Source organism: Streptosporangium sp. NPDC050855 (assembly GCF_044456585.1).
GTDB classification, from domain to species: Bacteria; Actinomycetota; Actinomycetes; order Streptosporangiales; family Streptosporangiaceae; genus Streptosporangium; species Streptosporangium longisporum.
In genome coordinates this window covers 993081-1011499 of record NZ_JBITFY010000001.1, presented here as the reverse complement: position 1 = coordinate 1011499, position 18419 = coordinate 993081, and the positions used below count along the sequence as shown (strand labels likewise).

Here is an 18419-nt window from a genome sequence, read left to right as displayed (position 1 = left end):
ACAAAAAAGCCCAGCCCAGGGCACCGGCGGGAGTCCCGCGCGGACCGGGGGCACCCGCCCGCGGCCCGGGCGCGAAAGGACCGGGCGGCCCGGGGACCACCGGGCCGCCCCGGCGCTCAGTCCAGCGGGAAGACCGGGAAGGAGGGGCCGTTCTCCACGAAGTCGGTCGAGCCGTCCTCGTGCTTGACCAGCGGTTCCCACTTGGTGGAGGTCCAGTAGAAGACCTGCCGCTCGCCCTGCTCGTTCTCGGCCCCGGCCAGCAGCCTGCCGTCCAGGGCGGTGATGCTCTTGATCCGCGAGCCGGTGCCCAGCGAGACGGGCTCGGCGGCGACCGACGCCTCCAGGAGCTCCGAGGTCCCGGTGAGCACGTAGAGGGTCCTGCCGTCGTTCCAGGCGATGTCCTCGATCTTCCGGCCGGCCTCGCTGTGCACCACGGTCTGCAGGTTGGTGATGCGGGTGCGCTCCTTCTCGCCGATCACCGTGCCGACCTGGACCTGCTCGCCCAGCCCGTCCTTGACGATCACCGCGACGTGCACCCCGTCCCGCGCGACCTTGAGCGACTTGACGAAGACCGTCTCCAGGTCGGGGGCCTGCACCCGGTAGTGGCGCTTGCCGCCGCTCTCGTACCGGCTCACGACCGAGGTGTGGTCGTTGGGCCGGTCCACCACCCAGAGCGTGTGGTAGCGGTCCCAGGCGGGCGGCGCCAGGGAGTGCCCGGTCACCCAGATCCGCCACTCGCCTCCGGCGGCGATCGGCGCGACCGAGATGTCCGTGCGCTCCTGGGACAGCTCGGCCACCTGCCTCTCGGCCTCCCCGCTGATCGCCGGCGGGTGGTCGCCCTGCTGTTTCTGCCCGGCCCTGCCCGGTACGGGCTGCCCGGTGTTCTCCTTGCCCAGCAGCCGCAGGCCGCCCCCGGAGAGGTAGAACGGCTCGACGGTGCCGGGGGCCAGCCAGGAGTCGAAGCTCGACTGCTTCTGGGCGTCGATGCGCAGGGGCGCGTCCGGGTGGTAGGACTCGCCGTTGACCTTGACCTCGAAGCCCAGGCCGCCCTTGGTGAGCGCGGACAGCGTGGCGGCGAGCTGGGCCGACATCGGGTCGATCAGGTCGGCGGGCACCCTGTCGTCGAGGTCGACGACGACCCGGTTGTTCTCGGTGGTGACGTCGAGGAGCCCGACACCGGTGAAGGCGGTGCGCACCGCGTCCTTCAGGGAGCTGCTCGGTCCCCGCAGCAGCCGCTCGACCGTCGTCTTGGCGAAGTTGGCCCCCGGGTCGATGGGCACCCGTACCTGGTCGGCCACCAGCGCCTTGCGCCGGGCGTCGAGGAAGTACAGGTCCACCGGCAGGTAGCCGCGGGCGACGTCGGCCTCGGACAGCAGCAGCCCGTCCGGGGCCGAGCTGATCCGCCACTCCCCGCCCGCCTGCATGGAGAGGGTGAAGGGCTCGTTCAGCGGGCCGCCGCCCGGCCGGTAGCGGCCGTCCGGGTCGATGGTCGCGACCTTGGTGCCCTTGAGCGTGACCTGGGCCTGCCTGTCCTCGGTCCTGAGCGGCGCGAACCTCTCGTACGCGCCCTGCCGGTAGACCGTGACGCCGCTGCCCGGGTTCCACTTGGCGGCGAAGTCGGCGGCCAGGTACTCGCGGGCGATGCCGAAGCCGGGGTCGTCCAGGCTCGCCATGGCGGCGCGGAAACCGGTGACGACCTCCTCGGGCGACCAGCCGGGCTTCGGCCGCATGGCGATGACCCGCGCGTACGGGTCGCCCAGCTGGTCCCCCTTGCGCTCGTCGTCGACGGACACGACGGACTTGCCGCCGGTGGGGATGACCGAGCAGGAGGCCGTCCCCCACGCCGTGACCACGGCCAGGAGCACCGCCCCGGCCCGGCGCGCGATCCTGCCCCGCGCCACCGGCACCCCGGGCCGCGGCGAAAGCGGCCGCGGGCCGCCCCTAGTCGGCATCCCGTCCCCCGTCGCTCGCGGCCGGCGACAGCACCGGCGTCATCTGCCCGCGCCAGGTGCGGCGCATCTCCACCTCCGGCGGGACCAGCGGCAGCGGCGAGCCCCGCAGCACCGCCCCGGCCACCCGGGGCAGGGAGAGCCGGAACTGCGAGCCCTCCCCGTGCGCGCCCCACGCCTGCAGCCATCCGCCGTGCAGGATCGCGTCCTCGCGGGAGATGGCCAGGCCCAGGCCGGTGCCGCCGATGGTGCGGGCCCGGGACGGGTCGGCCCGCCAGAAGCGGTCGAAGACCAGGTTCTCCTCGCCGGCCTTCAGGCCCACCCCGTGGTCGCGTACGGCCACCGCCACCGCGTCCCTGTCGGCGGCGACAGAGACCACCACGTCGCGGCCCTCGCCGTGCTCGATCGCGTTGAACAGCAGGTTGCGCAGGATCCGCTCGACCCTGCGGCTGTCCATCTCGGCCATGCACGGCTCACTGGGAAGACGCAGGTCGAAGCGGGTGGAGTGGCGCTCGGCCAGCGCCTCGGAGTCGGCCACGGCGCGCAGCACCACGTCCCTGACGTCGACGGAGTCGACGTCGAGGTCGGCCGCGCCCGCGTCGTAGCGGCTGATCTCCAGCAGGTCGGCGAGCATCGCCTCGAACCGGTTGAGCTGGTTCTGCATCAGCTCCGCCGACCGGGCGGCCATCGGATCGAAGTCCTCGCGGGCGTCGAAGAGCAGGTCGGCGGCCATCCGCACGGTGGTCAGCGGGGTGCGCAGCTCGTGCGAGACGTCCGAGACGAACTGGCGCTGGACCTGGGAGAGCTCCTCCAGCTGGTGGATCTTGAGGGCCAGGTTCGCGGCCATGTCGTTGAAGGAGGCGGCCAGCCTGGCCAGGTCGTCCTCGCCGCGGACCTTCAGGCGCTCGTCCAGGCGGCCCGCGGCCAGCCGTTCGGCGGCCTGCCTGGCCAGCCGGACCGGCGTGACGACCTGCCGGGTGACCAGCGAGGCGATGGCGGCCAGCAGCAGCACGAGCCCCGCGCCGACCAGGACGAGCATCCGCTGCACCGAGGCGAGGATCAGCTCCTCCCGCTCCAGCGGGACCAGGTGGTAGATCTCGTACGAGGAGCCCAGGGGGGTGCCGAAGGTGTCCAGCCGGGTGCCGATGACGATGCCCGGGACGGTCTCCCGCTGGCCCAGGTAGTGCAGCGGGGTGTACCAGGTGGTCTCCTCGCCGGGCTCCTTCCTGAACAGTTCCTCGCGCTGCCTGGCCGGGATGCTGATCGGGTCGATGTTCGTGGTCCCGTAGAACTCACCGGGCCGCGTCTCGTTACGGATGATCACCGAGTACCGGCTGGCGGACCCCGCGCGGCGGGCGAGGGCGGCGGTGGCCTGGCCGAGCGGGGTGTCCCCGGCCCCGGGGAGCGCCTGCCCCGAGTCGGCGGGCTGCTTGGCGGTCTCGGCGGCCGGCTGGCTGAGATAGCCGAGCACCGCGTTCCTGTCGGCCTGCGCCTCGCTCTTCGCCGCGATCTCCCTGTTCTCCAGGGTGGCGCTGACGATCTGCTGCATCAGGAAGACGCCGAGCACGGCGACGACCACGATGGAGATGACCATCGTGCTGGTGACCACGCGCAGCTGGAGCGAACGCCAGAAGATCCGGCGCACCCGCCCGGCCGCGCGCCGGGTACGCCGCCGCGCACCCCGCAGCAGCTGGCGCGGGGTGCGACGGCGTCTCTTCGGTGCGGAGGGCATCACGGGGTCCGGGGGGAGCCGCGGCTAGGCCGGTCCGGCCTTGTATCCGACCCCGCGGACCGTCACCACGATCTCGGGGTGCTCCGGATCCTTCTCGATCTTGGCCCGGAGCCGCTGGACGTGCACGTTGACCAGGCGGGTGTCGGCCGCGTGGCGGTAGCCCCAGACCTGCTCCAGCAGGACCTCGCGGGTGAAGACCTGGCGCGGCTTGCGGGCCAGGGCGACCAGCAGGTCGAACTCCAGCGGGGTGAGGTTGATGGTCTCCTCCTCCCGCTTGACCGAGTGCCCGGCGACGTCGATGGTGATGTCACCGATCTGCAGGATCTCCGGCGTCGGCTCGTCGGTGCGGCGCAGCCGGGCGCGGACCCTGGCGACGAGCTCCTTGGGCTTGAAGGGCTTGACGATGTAGTCGTCGGCCCCCGACTCCAGCCCCAGCACCACGTCGATGGTGTCGCTCTTGGCCGTCAGCATGACGATCGGCACCCCGGACTCGGCCCGGATGCGCCTGCAGACGTCGATGCCGTCGGCACCGGGCAGCATCAGATCGAGCAGGACCAGGTCCGGCCGGGTGTCGCGGAACGCGTCGAGCGCCTTGTCCCCGTCGGAGACGAAGGAAGGCTCGAAACCCTCCCCGCGCAGCACGATCCCGAGCATCTCGGCGAGAGCCGCGTCGTCGTCGACGACCAGCACGCGTCCTTTCATGGCCCCTCATTCGGTTTACGCAGTTCGGGAGTAATGGGATAAACCGCTCGGTGGTCGAAGATTACCCTCGTCCGCCTACTGGATGACACCGGTCGATGACCGGGCGTCCGAATGACGAATTTTAGGCGTACACGACGTGGAACGGACAGTGATGCCCCCGCACGGCCGCCCCCTGCCCGGCGACTGCGGGCACCGGGCGGTGATGACCACGGTCCCAGTCTGCGGCAGACGGCGGTGTCTCGGCCATCTCTCCGGCATCTCCGCCGATCTCCGCGGGTGAAACGGGTACGTGATCGCCCGATCACCACGAACGGTGTGTCCACATGCCAGGATTGGGATATGTCAGACGGTCACGGCACCACTCCCGGCGCTCCCGACGCCCCCGGCACTCCCCCGGGCTGGGCGTCCAACCAACCTCCGCCGTACGGCGACGCCCCGGGATCGCCGTGGACCGCGCCCGGCGCGACCCCCGGCGCCTCCCCGGCCCCGCCCGCGGGACCGGCACCGCAGTCCGCCCCCGGCCCCTGGCCCCCGTACGGGCAGGCACCGCCCCCGCAGGGACCGCCCCACGGGCAGCCGCCCCACGGTCAGCAGCCGTACGGGCAGCAGCCGTACGGGCAGCCGCCTCCCCAGGGCGGGCCTCCCTACGGGCAGCAGCCATATGGGCAGCCTCCGTACGGTCAGCAGCCCTACGGCGCGCCGCCCCCGGCGATGCGGCCCGGGATCATCCCGCTGCGCCCGCTCGGCCTGGGCGACATCCTGGACGGCGCGATCAAGCTGATGCGCTCCAACCCGAAGAGCGTCCTGGGCCTGTCGGCGATCGCCGCCGCGCTGGCGGCCATCCCGCTGGCGATATCCCAGACGCTCGCCCTGGACTCCATCGGCGCGGCCATCCAGGACCCCGACGCGGCCAACGTGCCCGACGCCGGCTTCTTCGCCGACTACGGCGGCACCCTGATCTCCTACGGCGTGCAGTTCGTCGCGGTCACGCTGCTGACCGGTGTGATCACCGCCATCCTGGGCCGCGCGGTCTTCGGCGGGAGGATGACGGCGGGCGAGGCCTGGGCGCGCACCCGCGGCCGGGTGCCGACCCTGTTCGGGCTGGTGGGCGTCACCCTGCTGATCATGCTCGTCCCGATCCTGCTGATCGTGGGGCTCTTCGCCGCGCTCGCCGCGACCGGGGCCGGGTACGCGGCGACGGGTATCGCGGGCGTGCTCGCACTGCTGGCCTTCATCGCCTACGCCATGTTCTTCACCACCCGGCTGGCGCTGGCCCCGTCCGCCGCGGTGCTGGAGCGGCGCGGGGTCGTCGACTCGCTGCGCAGGTCCTGGCAGCTGATCACGGGCGGCTTCTGGCGGACCCTGGGCATCCTGATCCTCACCCAGATCATCGCCTTCCTCATCGGCCAGGCGCTCGCCCTTCCCTTCGTGTTCGGCGGGACCTTCCTCGGCGTCCTGGGCGACGGCTCCCTCACCTCGAAGATCCTCGCGGCGGTGCTCATCGCGGTCGGGGTCACCCTCGGCTCGATGATCACCTATCCCCTGCAGGCCGCGGTCAACGGCCTGCTCTACGCCGACCGGCGGATGCGCGTCGAGGCCTTCGACCTGGTGCTGCAGACCGGGGCGATCGAGCAGCAGCGGCAGGGCTGGGTGCACGCCTCGACCGACGACCTGTGGGACCCGTCCGTCGCGCCCGGCCTGTTCCCCGGGCAGGAGCGGCCGGACCGGGGAGCCCCGTGATCTCCCTGCCGACCCTCCCGGCCCTGACGCCCCCGGTCGGCATCGACCGCGAGGAGGCCCGGCGCCGGGCCTCCGGGGAACTGCTCGGGCCGGAGTACGCCAGGGAGTCATCGCTCGACCGCTTCTCCCGGTGGATGGACCAGTTCTTCGGGGACCTGCTGGACCAGGACGCCATCGGCGTCGTCGGCAGCGTGGCCGCGCGGACCGCCCTCGTCGCGATCGTGGTCGCCGCCGTCGTCGCCCTGCTCCTGGTCGCCCGCAGGACCTCCCGGAGCGGCACCGCGCGTACCGGGGGGGTCTTCGGCGACCGCCGCCTCACCGCCGCCGAGCACCGCGAGGCCGCCGAGCGGCTGGCGGAACAGGGCAGGTGGGCCGAGGCGGTCCGTGAACGGCTCCGGGCCGTCGCCCGGGACCTGGAGGACCGCGTGATCGTCGACGTCGCCCCCGGCCGCACCGCCGGGGAGCTGGCCGCCGAGGCCGGGCGTGCGCTGCCCGCGCTGGCCGCCGAGCTGACCGTGGCGGCCCGGGTGTTCGACGACGTGACCTACGGCGAGGTGCCCGGCACGCCCGAGGCGTACCGGATCATGCGTGATCTCGACGAGCACCTGCGGGCGGCCCGCCCCTCGGCGGTCGCGACGCCGGCGGCACCGACGGCGGCGCCGTGAGCCCGGCCGCGCCCGGCCGGGCCGACGCGGCCCTCGCGGCCCCCTCGCCCGGATCCGGCCCCGCCTCCCCGGGACCCCTGACGCCGTCCCCGAGTTCCGCGAGCTCCGCGGGTTCCTCAGGCTCCGCCGCTGCCACGACCTCCGTCTCCCCGACCGCCGCCGGTCTGTGGCGCGGCGGCAGGGGCATGCTCCTGGTGGCGCTGGTGGTGGTCGCGGGCGCGGTGGCCGGCGTGCTGCTGGGCGGCTCCGGCCAGGGCGGAAGGCTCCTGGACCCGGCCGACGCCTCCCTGTCCGGCGGCAGGGGCCTGGCCCGGCTGCTGCAGGCCCAGGGCGTACGGGTGCTGCCGGTCACCTCGGTGGCCGAGGCTGCCGCCCAGGCCGGACGGGCCGGACCGGCGGGCAGCACGCTGCTGGTGACCTCGGCCTTCCCGCTCACCGCCGGGGACGCCGGACGGCTCGCCGCGATCCCCGGCGACCTGCTGCTCGCCGGGGTGGGCCGGCACCTGCGGCTGCTCGCACCGGGCGTGACCCCGGTCCGCGAGGCGCGGGTACGCTCCCGCGAACCCGGCTGCCGGCTGCCGGCCGCGACGCGGGCGGGCAGTGCCCACGTCGGCGGCATGACCTATGTCGCACCGGCCGGGGCCGTCGGCTGCTATCCCTCGGGCGGACGGCCCACCCTGGTCTCCCGTTCCACCGGGGGCAGGACGGTCACCGTGACCGGCGACGACGCGTTCATGACCAACCTCCGGCTCGCCGAGGACGGCAACGCCGCGCTGGCGATGAACCTCGCCGGTGCCAGGCCCACCCTGATCTGGCTGACCGTCCCGGAGACCGGCCCGCAGTCGGACGGGCCCGCGGGGTTCTACGACCTGGTCCCCGAGGGGGTCAGGTGGGCCGTGGTGCAGCTGTTCCTCGCGGTGCTGCTGCTGGCGCTGTGGCGGGGCCGCAGGCTCGGCCCGGTGGTGACCGAACGGTTGCCCGTCGTGGTCAGGGCGGCCGAGACCGTCGAGGGACGTGCGAGGCTGTACCGGGCGAGGCGGGCCCGGGACCGGGCCGCCGCGGCGCTGCGCGAGGGCTTCACCGACCGGGTCACCCCCCGGCTCGGCCTGCCCTCCGGGGCGGGGGCCGACGCCCTGGTGAACGCGATCGCCGAACGGACCGGCCAGGCCGCGCCGCACATCGGCGCCGCCCTGTACGGGCCGCCGCCGGCCGACGAGGCCGGGCTGGTGGCCCTGGCCGCATACATGGACTTCGTGGAAAGGCAGGTCGGAAAGTCGTGACCACACCACCGGGGAACGGCGATCTCGCCGCGACGGTCTCCTCCCCCGCCGGGACCGAGCCGGGCACGCCCGGGACACCGCACGGACCCGGGGCACCGCACGGCCCCGGGGCACCGCACGGGCCGGGGGCGCCGATGACGTCAGGGGCGCCCGGGACCCAGGGCGCACCGGGGATGCAGGGCGCGCCGAACGGGCCGGGGGCACCGGAGGTGCCGGGGGCGGACGCCGCGCGGCAGGCGCTGGCGGCCCTCAGGACGGAGGTGTCCAAGGCGGTCGTCGGCCAGGACGCCGTGGTCACCGGCCTGGTGATCGCGCTGCTCTGCCGGGGACACGTACTGCTCGAAGGCGTGCCCGGCGTCGCCAAGACCCTGCTGGTCAGGACCCTGGCCGCGGCGCTCTCGCTCGACTTCAAGCGGGTGCAGTTCACCCCCGACCTGATGCCCGGCGACATCACCGGATCGCTGATCTACGACGCGAAGACCTCGGAGTTCGAGTTCCGCGAGGGACCCGTCTTCACCAACCTCATGCTCGCCGACGAGATCAACCGCACGCCCCCGAAGACGCAGGCCGCGCTGCTGGAGGCGATGGAGGAGCGCCAGATCAGCGTGGAGGGGGACGCGCGCGCCCTGCCCGACCCGTTCATCGTGGCCGCCACCCAGAACCCCGTCGAGTACGAGGGCACCTACCAGCTCCCCGAGGCCCAGCTCGACCGGTTCCTGCTCAAGCTGACCGTCCCGCTGCCGCCGCGCGACCAGGAGGTCGCGGTGCTGGAACGGCACGCGCTCGGCTTCGACCCGCGCGACCTGTCGCACGTCCGGGCCGTGGCCGGCGCCGCCGACCTCGCCGCGGGACGCGCCGCGGTAGGCCGGGTGCACACGAGCCCCGAGGTGCTCGGCTACATCGTGGACATCGCCAGGGCCACCCGTCAGTCGCCCGCGCTCCGGCTCGGCGTCTCGCCGCGTGGCGCCACCGCGCTGCTGGCCGCGTCCCGCGCCTGGGCCTGGCTGTCCGGCCGCGGCTACGTGACGCCCGACGACGTCAAGGCGCTGGCCAGGCCCGCGTTGCGGCACCGGATCCAGCTGCGGCCCGAGGCCGAGCTGGAGGGCGCGAGCGCCGACGGCCTCATCGACGCCATCCTCGCCTCCGTCCCCGTCCCCCGCTGACCCATGGCGCTGACGGGACGGGCCGCCCTGCTGGCCCTGCTGGGAACCCTGGCCGTACTGTTCGCGCCCGCTCCGGGAGCCGCGGTGGCCGGGGTGACGCTGCTGATCGCGGCGCTGGTCGTGGTCGACCTGCTGCTGGCCGGGAGCGTGCGCCCGCTGCGCTTCACCCGGTCGGGCGAGCGGCTCGTACGGCTCGGCGAGTCGGTGACGGTGGAGCTGATCGTGGAGAACCCCGGACCGCGCCGGGTGCGGGGCGTGCTCAGGGACGCCTGGCCCCCCTCGGCCGGGGCCACCCCGCGGCACCTGCCGCTGGACGTGCCCGCGGGCGAGCGCCGCCGCCTGGTCACCACGCTCACGCCCACCCGCAGGGGCGACCGCGAGGCGGTCACGGTGACCGTACGGGCGCTGGGCCCGCTGGGCGTCGCGGCGCGTCAGGGATCGCACCGGGTGCCCTGGTCGGTCCGGGTGCTGCCGCCCTTCCTCAGCCGCAAGCACCTGCCCGCCAAGCTGTCCAGGCTCAGGGAGCTGGAGGGGCAGCACCCCTCGATGGTCCGCGGGCAGGGCACCGAGTTCGACTCGCTGCGGGAGTACGTGGCCGGGGACGACGTCCGCTCGATCGACTGGCGGGCCACCGCGCGCCGCGCCGACGTCGTGGTGCGCACCTGGCGGCCCGAGCGCGACCGGCGGGTGCTGATCGTGCTGGACACCGGCCGTACCTCCGCGGGCAGGGTGGGCATCTCCCCGATCCCGCCGTCCGCCACGGCGGCCGTCACCGAGCGGGCCGGCCGGGCCGGTCTCGCCGGTGAGGCGCGGGTCGTACCCGGCTGGCCGCGCCTGGACTGGTCGATGGACGCGGCGCTGCTGCTGGCCGCGCTGGCCTCGCGGGCCGGTGACCGGGTCGACTTCATGGCCCACGACCGGGCCGTACGGGCCTGGGTCTCGGGCGCGGGCCGCGCGGAGCTGCTCTCCTCGCTGGTCACCACCATGGCCCCGATCGAGGCCGAGCTGGTCGAGGCCGACTCGGCCGGGATGGTCGCCGCCGTCCTGTCACGGGCCAGGCGGCGCTGCCTGGTCGTGGTGCTGACCGATCTCAACCCGGCCGCGCTGGAGGAGGGCCTGCTGCCGGTGCTCCCCCGGCTCTCCTCGCGGCACCTGGTTCTCCTGGCCGCGGTCTCGGACCCGCAGGTGGCCGAGATGGCGGCCGGGCGCGGCACCTCCGAGCTGGTCTACGGCGCCGCGGCGGCCGAACACCTGGCGGCAGGGCGGCGCAGGATCACCGCCCTGCTGCGCGCGCAGGGCGTGGAGGTCGTGGACGCCGCTCCCGAGCGGCTCGCCCCCGCGCTGGCCGACGCCTACCTGGCGCTGAAGGCGGCCGGACGGCTCTGAGAACCGCGCCCCGCGGGAACGGTCAGCCGGCGCTCGGGGCGAGATCGGGGGCGCGTTCCATGTCGCCGGTCTCGCGGTCGGCCAGGGCCCGGCGGCCGAAGAAGATCACGTACGCGAGGAAGAGGACCTCGGCCACCACGCCGATGCCGATCCGGGCCCAGGTGGGCAGCCCCGAGGGGGTGACCAGGCCCTCGATCAGGCCGGAGACGAGGAGCACCACGACCAGGCCCAGGGCCACGCTCATCACGGCCCTGCCCTGCTCCGCCAGGGCCTCCAGGCGCCCTCGCGGGCCCGGGTCCACGGCCGTCCAGCCGAGGCGCATGCCGACGGCCGCGGCGAGGAACACCGCGGTCAGCTCCAGCAGACCGTGCGGGGTGATCAGGCCGAAGAAGATGTCCAGCTTGTCGCGCGAGGCCATCAGCCCGGCCGAGACCGCCACGTTGAGCGCGTTCTCCCACAGGACGTACGGGATCGGCAGGCCGAGCAGCAGGGACATCATGATGACCTGCATCGAGACCCAGGCGTTGTTCACCCAGACCTGCCCGGCGAACGAGGCCGCGGGGTTCTCCGAGTAGTAGTCGGCGAAGTCGTGCTCGACGAGCTGGGTGATCTGCTCGGGCGTCGCGATCGCCGCCTGGACCGCGGGGTCTCCCGCCACCCAGGCCGCGACGACGGTGGAGACCAGCAGGAACGCGACGGTGGTGGCCACCCACCAGTGGCGGGCCCGGTAGGCGACCACCGGGAAGGAGACGGTGAAGAAGCGGACGAACTCCCGCCAGGCGGGGGTGTGCGCGCCGGTCACGGCCGAGCGGGCCCGGGCCACCAGCGCCGACAGGCGGCCCACCAGGATCGGGTCGGCCGAGGCCGAGCGGACCTGCGACAGATGGGTGGCCACCCGCTGGTAGAGGTCGACCAGCTCGTCGACCTCGGCGCCGTTCAGCGACCTGCGCCGCCGGATCAGGGCCTCCAGGCGGTCCCAGGCGGGGCGGTGCGCGGTGACGAAGGCGTCGATGTCCACGCGGGCAGCCTATCCAGTCGAAGGTAGGGTGCTGGATGTGTCCGATGTCGTAACCGGCGAGGCCGTGGTCGTAGAGGTACGCGTCGCCCAGCTCCCGAGCAGGGCCGCGGCGTTGCTGATCGACATGGCCGTCCAGGCCGCGACGCTGCTGGGCGTCTCCCTGCTGGTCGGCAGCCTGGGCCTGCTGAACGACCCCGCCCTGACCACGATGGTCTATCTCGCGCTCAGCGTGCTCGTGCTCGTCGGCTATCCGGTGATCTTCGAGACGCTCAGCCGCGGGCGCAGCCTGGGCAAGCTCGCCCTGGGGCTCCGGGTGGTCAGCGACGACGGTGGCCCCGAGCGGTTCCGTCAGGCCCTGTTCCGCGGGCTGGCCGGGGTCCTGGAGTTCTGGATCCTCAGCGGCGCCCCCGCGCTGATCAGCTCGCTGATCTCGGAGCGGGGCAAGAGGCTCGGCGACGTCTTCTCCGGCACCATGGTGATCTCCGAGCGTGCTCCCCGGCAGTACGGGCCGGTGCTGGACATGCCCCCGCCGCTCGCCGCGTGGGCGGCGACGCTGGAGCTGTCCCGGCTGCCCGAGCAGGTCGCGGCCACCGCGCGGCAGTACCTCATGCGCTGGCACGACCTGTCACCCGCCGTCCGGCACCAGATGGGCGTGCGCATCGCCACCGAGGTGTCGGCCTTCGTCTCCCCGCCCGCCCCGCCGGGCGTGCCGCCCTTCGCCTACCTGACGGCCGTCCTGGCCGAGCGCCGGCGCCGCGAGCAGTTCCGCCTGGCCCGGAGCACGGGCGCGTACCCCCCGGCCGTGCCGGCACCCGGCGCGTACCGGACCGGTGCTCCCGCACCCGACGTGTACCGGCCCGGTGTTCCTTCATCCGGGGCGTACCAGGCCGGTGTTCCTCAGAGCGGCGCGTACCAGACCGGTGCTCCTCAGACCGGCGCGTACCGGACCGGTGTTCCCGCGTCCGGCGAGTACCCGACCGGGCCCGCTCGTCCGCCGGTCGCCCCCGAACCCGCCGACCGGGCGGGCGGCCCCACCCCGGGTGGTTTCGTCCCCCCGGCCTGACCGTCGTCCCGCCACCGCCACCGCCACCGCCACCGCCACCGCGCCCGTCGCGGCGCCCGTCGCTGTGCTCGTCACGCCTGTCGTGCCGGTCGCGTCATCGCGCCAGGGCCTCGCGGGCCGCGGCGAGCGCCTCCTCGGTGGAGGCACCGGCCTGCCGCGCGGCCTTGGCGAACTCCTCGGCCGCCGCGGCGAGCCGCAGGCGGAGCCCGTCGGCCTGCCCGGTGATGACGGCCGCCCGGCCCCGGCGCAGCTCGACCAGCCCCTCCTCGCGCAGCTGCTGGTAACCGCGCAGGACGGTGTGCAGGTTGATGTCCAGGGCGGCGGCCACGGTCCGCGCCGAGGGGAGCCGATCCCCGGGGCCCACCATGCCGCCGGCCAGCGCGACGCGGACCGAGTCCGCCACCTGGTCGGCGAGCGGCTGGGCCGACGAGGGATCAACCGTGATCAACATTATGCCGTCTCCGCCTGTCGTCGCCTGTGCAGCCATCCGTTGACCAGGGCCGCCGCCTCCCGCGCCTCACGCGTGGAGTAGACGAACCACCGGTCGTCGGCCAGGGACAGGGCGAGCACCGGGCCCTTTCCGCTGACGGCACCCCACCCGTTCGTGCCGTCGCCCAGCCTGTACCGCCCGGGAGGGGGCTCGCTCCCCGCCACGCCCGCCTCGGCCTCGGCCGGCCCGCGGTAGGGGGGAGGCTCGTTCCTGGCCTCGGCGAACCGTATCAGCGCATACGGCACGGTACGGCTCAGGAAGGGCATCCAGGGGACTCGCAGGGTCACCCCCGAGCCGTCGATCTGCAGGCGGGTACGCGCCTGTGCCGCCACGAAGACCGTCATCCCGACGAGCAGCACCACGCGCTGCCATTCGAGGTCGTCCCACAGAACGATCGACACGGTGGCCGCCGCCGGCGTCGTGGCGACCAGCAGGGTACGGATCGACCAGGTCGAGGTGGTGAACAGGACACGCTGCCGCGGGCCGAGCGTCATGGCGGGGGCGTGCGGCGGTGGTGCGGCGGTCACCTCGGGCGGCTGTGGCAGCGGACCCGCCGCCACCCGGCCCAGCGCGAACCCCACCGCCAGCACGACGGCCTCCACCGCCACGTGCCACACCGGCCGGGCCGCGGAGCCCGTGGCCGACGCCAGCAGCAGGCCCGACACCGGAGCGTGCAGGCCGACGGCGAAACTCAGGGCCACCAGCACCCGCTGGACCCGAGGCAGGCGCCAGTAGTACAGGAAGGGGATGACGAACGCCGCCTCGATCCACATCATCATCCCCAGGACCTGCGGGAAGGACGCGCCCTGCCAGGTGAACCCCTGCCCGGTGTGGACGGGGCGCCCGGCGAAGCGGACGTGGGCGGGAAGGTGCTCGCCGTACAACCTGATCACGGCCAGGGAGACGGTCAGGAGGAGCACCGGGCCGAAGATCGTCAGAAGCAACCGGCGCGTCCGTCCCGGCGCGGCGTGATCGGAGCGGCAGGGAGACGCTGCGGACAGGGGAATGAACACGATCCCACCTCCTACTATTTGCATTAGACTATAACAGTCTAAACAGTCGCGACATGGCCTGGACCATGGCCGACGGGAGAGGGTTCCGTCACGCCGAAACGCCCCGGCCGCAGGCGGCCGGGGCGTCGTTCACGGTGGGGCGGACCCGTCGGTCGACGGATCCGTCGTCGCGGGCCGCCGCCCCCGTCAGGGACACGGGACGGCGGCCCGCCGGGCGGTCAGTGCCGGCGCTCCGGGTAGGAGCTCTGGGTCTGCACGTTCAGCCGGTCCATGCGGACCCGCTTGGCCGGGTCGGTCAGGCGGTCGTCGATCCGCAGGACGTCCAGTCCCCGGCGGAAGTCGCTCGCGTAGACGTACCCGTTGTAGTAGTACGCGGACCAGATGCCGCCGCGTCCGCCGTCGGGCTCGGGGCCGCGCTCGAAGTAGCCGAACTCCCTCGGGTTGGCCGGGTCGGTGAAGTCCACGAAGGAGACGCCGCCCTGGTACCAGGCCTGGACCATGATGTCCTTGCCCTTGACCGGGATCAGCGAGCCGTTGTGCGCGACACAGTTCTCCGTGTCGGTCTGGTGGCGGCCGATCTTGAAGTAGCCCTTGAAGACGAGCTTGCCCTTGACGATCTCGTAGACGGCGTCGGCACCCCGGGTCGGGCCGGTGGCCTCGTTGCAGGTGGCCAGGCTTCCACCGCCGAGCTCGTCGGTGAAGATCACCTTGTTGCCCCGGTTGTTGAAGGTCGCCGAGTGCCAGAACGCGAAGTTCGGGTCCGTGGTCCGCTCGGTGACCACCGGGTTCTCCCGGTCGGAGATGTCGAACAGGACGCCGTCACCCATGCAGGCTCCGGCCGCGATGTCCTTCTCGGCGTACACGGTGATGTCGTGGCAGCCGCTGGTCGGCAGCAGCAGGCCCGGCTGGGTCTCGTTGCCGCCGTCGGGGAAGACGACCGGGGTGGCGACCACGGCCGCGTCGGTGGGCTTGCGCAGCGGCACCTTGATGACCGAGATCTTGTCGTGCGGCGGCTGGCAGTCCGGGAACGCGGCGCTCGGGTTGTACGAGGAGACGTACAGGTAGACGTTGCGCCGCTGGTCCCTGCCCTTGCCCGGGACCAGGGTCAGCGTGTGCGAGCCGCAGTCGGTCTCGACGGACTTGATGTACTTGGGGTTCTTCTTGTCGCTGATGTCGAAGATCCGCACACCCTCCCACGACTCCTTGACGTCGGCCGTCTGGCCGACGCTGTTGCAGGAGTCGTCGCTGCGGGAGTTGTCGACCGCGGTGAACAGCAGGTCGCCGTGGACGGAGACGTCCATCTGAGAGCCGGGGCACAGGACTCCGCTGACCAGCTTGGCCCGCGTGGGGTTCCTGATGTCGTAGATCGAGAAGCCGCCGTAGTTGCCGACGTAGGCGTAGTCGCCCTGGAAGGCGATGTCGCTGTTGGTGGTGGCTTCGAGACCGGGGAGCTTGGGCAGGGTGCCCACGTGCGTCACGTTGGGGCTGGTGACGACCTCACCGGGCGGGGGGATGTCGTTGGCCTGCGCGGACACCGTGGACATCAGCGTGGCCGCGGCCGTCGCGACCACCACCAACGCCCGTACGGCTCTTCGATGAGCGAACACTCGGGTGCCTCCTAGGAGCAGACATAAGGCACCCATAAATTAACAAACAACGTCCTTGACAGCTCGGGCGGATCCCCTGTCGGTTTGTCACAATAAAATGCGATACAGGGCCTTTACTTGGCATCTTGTAGACATTATGATTTATGCATTTTTCGCATGCGAGGGTCGGGATGTCCGAGGTCCCGGTCCCCGGCCTGGGCATATGCCGGCGGCGAGCGCCCGCGACGGGACCGGCCGCACGGACGCGGGCTTCCGGGGAGACGGACGGCCCGGGAGGACCGGGCGCGCCGCGACGGAAAAGGGACGGCCGCCGGGTGCCCCGTCCGGGCACCCGGCGGCCGTCCCGCCGTCGATCGTGATCAGTGGTGACCGTGGCCGTGGCCGTGGCCGTGGCCCTCCCGGTAGGAGGCCTGGGTCTGCGCGTTCAGGATGTCGAACCTCACCTTCGACGCCTTGTCCGTGCGCCGGTCGTTGATCTTCAACACGTCGAGGCCGAGGTTGAAGTCACTACCGTAGATGTAACCGTTGTAGTAGTACGCCGACCAGAAGCCGCCGCTGAGCGGGGCGGCGGTCTCGTCGGGGCCGCGCTCGAAGAACGCGATCTCCTGCGGGTTGGCCGAGTCGGTGAAGTCCACGACCGAGATGCCGCCCTGGTACCAGGCCTGGACCATGATGTCCTTGCCCTTGACCGGGATCAGCGAGCCGTTGTGCGCGACACAGTTCTCCGTGTCGGCCTGGTGGCGGGCGATCTTGAAGTAGCTCTTGAAGACGAACTGCCCGCCGACGAGGTCGAAGTAGGCGTTGGCGCCGCGGTTGGGGCCGATCGCCTCGTTGCAGGTGGCCCTGCTGCCGCCTCCCAGCTCGTCGGTGAAGATCACCTTGGTGCCCTCGTTGTTGAAGGTCGCCGAGTGCCAGAACGCGAAGTTCTCGTCGTCCCGGACCGTGGCGGTGACCTTGGGGGCGACCGGGTCGGAGATGTCCATCAGGATGCCCTCGCCCATGCAGGCTCCGGCCGCGATGTTCTTCTCCGGGTAGGCGGTGATGTCGTGGCAGCCGCTCGTCGCCGAGGTCCCCTCCGGGTACGGCAGGCCGTCACCCGGGTTGCCGCCGTCCGGGAAGAGCACCGGGGTGGCGACCACGGCCGCGTCGGTGGGCGTGCGCAGCGGCACCTTGATGACCGAGATCTTGTCGTGCGGCGGCTGGCAGTCCGGGAACGCGGCGCTCGGCCGGTACGAGGACACGTACACGTAGACGTTGCGACGGTCCCTGCCCTTGCCCGGGACCAGGGTCAGCGTGTGCGAGCCGCAGTTGGTCTCGACCGCCTTGATGTACTTGGGGTTCTTCTTGTCGCTGATGTCGAAGATCCGCACACCCTCCCACGACTCCTTGACGTCGGCCGTCTGGCCGACGCTGCTGCAGGAGTCGTTGTTGCGGGGGGAGTCGACCGCGCCGAAGAGGAGGTTGCCGTAGACCGCCACGTCCATCTGGCCGCCGGGGCAGAGCACCGAGCTGACCAGCGAGGTCCGCTTCGGCTTCCGGATGTCGTAGATCGAGAAGCCGGAGTAGTTGCCGACGTAGGCGTAGTCGCCCTGGAACGCCATGTCGGTGTGGATGTCGGGGAGCTCGGCGGGCTTGGGAACATTGAGCACGTGCTCGATGTTCGCGCTCTTGGCGATCTCACCGGGCGCCGGGATGTCAGCGGCCTGCGCGGGTAGCGCGGCCAGTGCCGTCGCGGCGGCGATGCCTGCCGCGATCAGGAAACGGCCGGTCAGGCCCTTCCCGAAAAGGGTGGACACTCGTGGACCTCCTTGGTACATGCACCTATAAATGGAGCATAAAGTCCAAATAGTTTACCCAAGCGCCTCGCGCGACAAGTTGTCATAGTGTTAGCAACTGTTGCCGGGGTGAGCCCTTTACGGACGGATGCGCAGGCAGTTACGGTCATGCATTACTGGAAACTGGTAGAAGGAGGCCGGGTGCGTGCCGCGCTCGTCGTCGTGATCGCCGCACTCTCCCTCACCGCGTGCACCTCGGAGGCGGAACCGCCCGCGGCGTCCGGGGCGTCGGCACCGGTGATCGTCCCGGGAAGGCCGGGCGAGCAGGCCAGGACCGTCGGCCCCTCCGAGGCCGCCACGATCGTCCCCACCGACACCGCCAACGCCGCCGACGTGACGTACGTCCGGAACATGGTCGTCCACCACCGCCAGGCCCTGGACATGGCCGCCCTGGCCCCGACCAGGGGCGAGCACACCCGGCTGAAGGGCCTGGCCTCGCGCATCAAGGACACCCAGGGCCCGGAGATCCAGTTCATGATCTCCTGGCTCCAGCAGCAGGGGGTGAGCGCCCCCGACCACCACGCCCGGCACGAGGGCATGGCCGGGATGGCCACGCCGGAGCAGATGGAGGCGCTCAAGGCCGCCTCGGGCAAGGACTTCGACCGGCTCTTCATCAAGCTCATGACCGCCCACCACCTGGGCGCGATCACCATGTCCGAGAAGCTGCTGGTCTCCGGCTCGCACCAGCGGATCGAGGAGCTGGCCAACGACGTCTCGGTCACCCAGAGCGCCGAGATCCGCAGGATGCGGGAGATGGAGGCCGAGCTCTGAGCGGG

15 protein-coding genes are annotated in these 18419 nt (G+C 72.5%); 7 read left to right on the top strand and 8 right to left on the bottom strand.

Features of this window, described 5'->3' with window-relative positions; all coding sequences use genetic code 11:
- Positions 1-116 precede the first annotated feature (116 nt).
- Genes ACIBCT_RS04600 through mtrA form a run of 3 tightly spaced genes read right to left on the bottom strand, consistent with a single transcriptional unit; the run spans position 117 to position 4383 of the window.
- Entirely contained in the window at positions 117-1901 is a 1785-nt protein-coding gene (locus ACIBCT_RS04600; RefSeq protein WP_399185990.1) for an LpqB family beta-propeller domain-containing protein, read from the bottom strand.
- Between the two features lie 40 nt (positions 1902-1941).
- A complete protein-coding gene (mtrB, locus tag ACIBCT_RS04595) occupies positions 1942-3681 on the bottom strand; it encodes an MtrAB system histidine kinase MtrB (RefSeq protein ID WP_399185989.1) in 1740 nt (579 codons plus the stop codon).
- Between the two features lie 24 nt (positions 3682-3705).
- Positions 3706-4383, bottom strand: a complete 678-nt coding sequence (gene mtrA, locus ACIBCT_RS04590) for an MtrAB system response regulator MtrA (protein WP_030907316.1) — start codon at positions 4381-4383, stop codon at positions 3706-3708.
- 339 nt (positions 4384-4722) lie between these two features.
- Here mtrA and ACIBCT_RS04585 point away from each other — a divergent pair, with 339 nt between their 5' ends.
- The 5 genes from ACIBCT_RS04585 (at position 4723) to ACIBCT_RS04565 (ending at position 10617) form a co-directional block, all read left to right on the top strand.
- Positions 4723-6123 carry a hypothetical protein gene (locus tag ACIBCT_RS04585; protein WP_399185988.1) on the top strand — a complete coding sequence of 467 codons (1401 nt, stop codon included), beginning with the start codon at positions 4723-4725 and terminating at the stop codon, positions 6121-6123.
- The gene (locus tag ACIBCT_RS04580) at positions 6120-6788 is read left to right on the top strand and encodes a DUF4129 domain-containing protein (protein ID WP_399185987.1); all 669 of its coding nucleotides are present in this window, start codon (positions 6120-6122) and stop codon (positions 6786-6788) included. Before ACIBCT_RS04585 ends, ACIBCT_RS04580 begins: the two co-directional genes overlap by 4 nt.
- 185 nt (positions 6789-6973) lie before the next feature.
- Positions 6974-8068: a DUF4350 domain-containing protein gene (locus ACIBCT_RS04575; protein WP_399185986.1), complete on the top strand. Its 1095-nt coding sequence runs from the start codon at positions 6974-6976 to the stop codon at positions 8066-8068.
- A gap of 173 nt (positions 8069-8241) precedes the next feature.
- The gene (locus ACIBCT_RS04570; protein ID WP_399186100.1) at positions 8242-9231 is read left to right on the top strand and encodes an AAA family ATPase; all 990 of its coding nucleotides are present in this window, start codon (positions 8242-8244) and stop codon (positions 9229-9231) included.
- Positions 9232-9234: 3 nt separating this feature from the next.
- Entirely contained in the window at positions 9235-10617 is a 1383-nt protein-coding gene (locus ACIBCT_RS04565; RefSeq protein WP_399185985.1) for a DUF58 domain-containing protein, read from the top strand.
- A gap of 22 nt (positions 10618-10639) precedes the next feature.
- Here ACIBCT_RS04565 and ACIBCT_RS04560 read toward each other — a convergent pair whose 3' ends face one another.
- Positions 10640-11635, bottom strand: a complete 996-nt coding sequence (locus ACIBCT_RS04560) for a stage II sporulation protein M (RefSeq protein ID WP_399185984.1) — start codon at positions 11633-11635, stop codon at positions 10640-10642.
- A gap of 37 nt (positions 11636-11672) precedes the next feature.
- Between ACIBCT_RS04560 and ACIBCT_RS04555 the strand changes: the two genes are divergently transcribed.
- On the top strand, positions 11673-12698 hold the full coding sequence (locus ACIBCT_RS04555) for an RDD family protein (RefSeq protein ID WP_399185983.1): 1026 nt from the start codon (positions 11673-11675) through the stop codon (positions 12696-12698).
- A gap of 94 nt (positions 12699-12792) precedes the next feature.
- Here ACIBCT_RS04555 and ACIBCT_RS04550 read toward each other — a convergent pair whose 3' ends face one another.
- From ACIBCT_RS04550 to ACIBCT_RS04535, 4 genes are all read right to left on the bottom strand, one after another.
- On the bottom strand, positions 12793-13149 hold the full coding sequence (locus ACIBCT_RS04550) for a GntR family transcriptional regulator (RefSeq protein ID WP_399185982.1): 357 nt from the start codon (positions 13147-13149) through the stop codon (positions 12793-12795).
- Positions 13149-14132 carry a hypothetical protein gene (locus tag ACIBCT_RS04545; protein WP_399185981.1) on the bottom strand — a complete coding sequence of 328 codons (984 nt, stop codon included), beginning with the start codon at positions 14130-14132 and terminating at the stop codon, positions 13149-13151. The genes ACIBCT_RS04550 and ACIBCT_RS04545 overlap by 1 nt, the downstream gene beginning before the upstream one ends.
- Positions 14133-14419: 287 nt before the next feature.
- Positions 14420-15745 carry an LVIVD repeat-containing protein gene (locus ACIBCT_RS04540; RefSeq protein WP_399186099.1) on the bottom strand — a complete coding sequence of 442 codons (1326 nt, stop codon included), beginning with the start codon at positions 15743-15745 and terminating at the stop codon, positions 14420-14422.
- Positions 15746-16167: 422 nt separating this feature from the next.
- A complete protein-coding gene (locus tag ACIBCT_RS04535) occupies positions 16168-17625 on the bottom strand; it encodes an LVIVD repeat-containing protein (protein WP_399185980.1) in 1458 nt (485 codons plus the stop codon).
- A 159-nt stretch (positions 17626-17784) separates the two neighbouring features.
- Between ACIBCT_RS04535 and ACIBCT_RS04530 the strand changes: the two genes are divergently transcribed.
- Entirely contained in the window at positions 17785-18414 is a 630-nt protein-coding gene (locus ACIBCT_RS04530; protein ID WP_399185979.1) for a DUF305 domain-containing protein, read from the top strand.
- Positions 18415-18419: the final 5 nt, after the last annotated feature.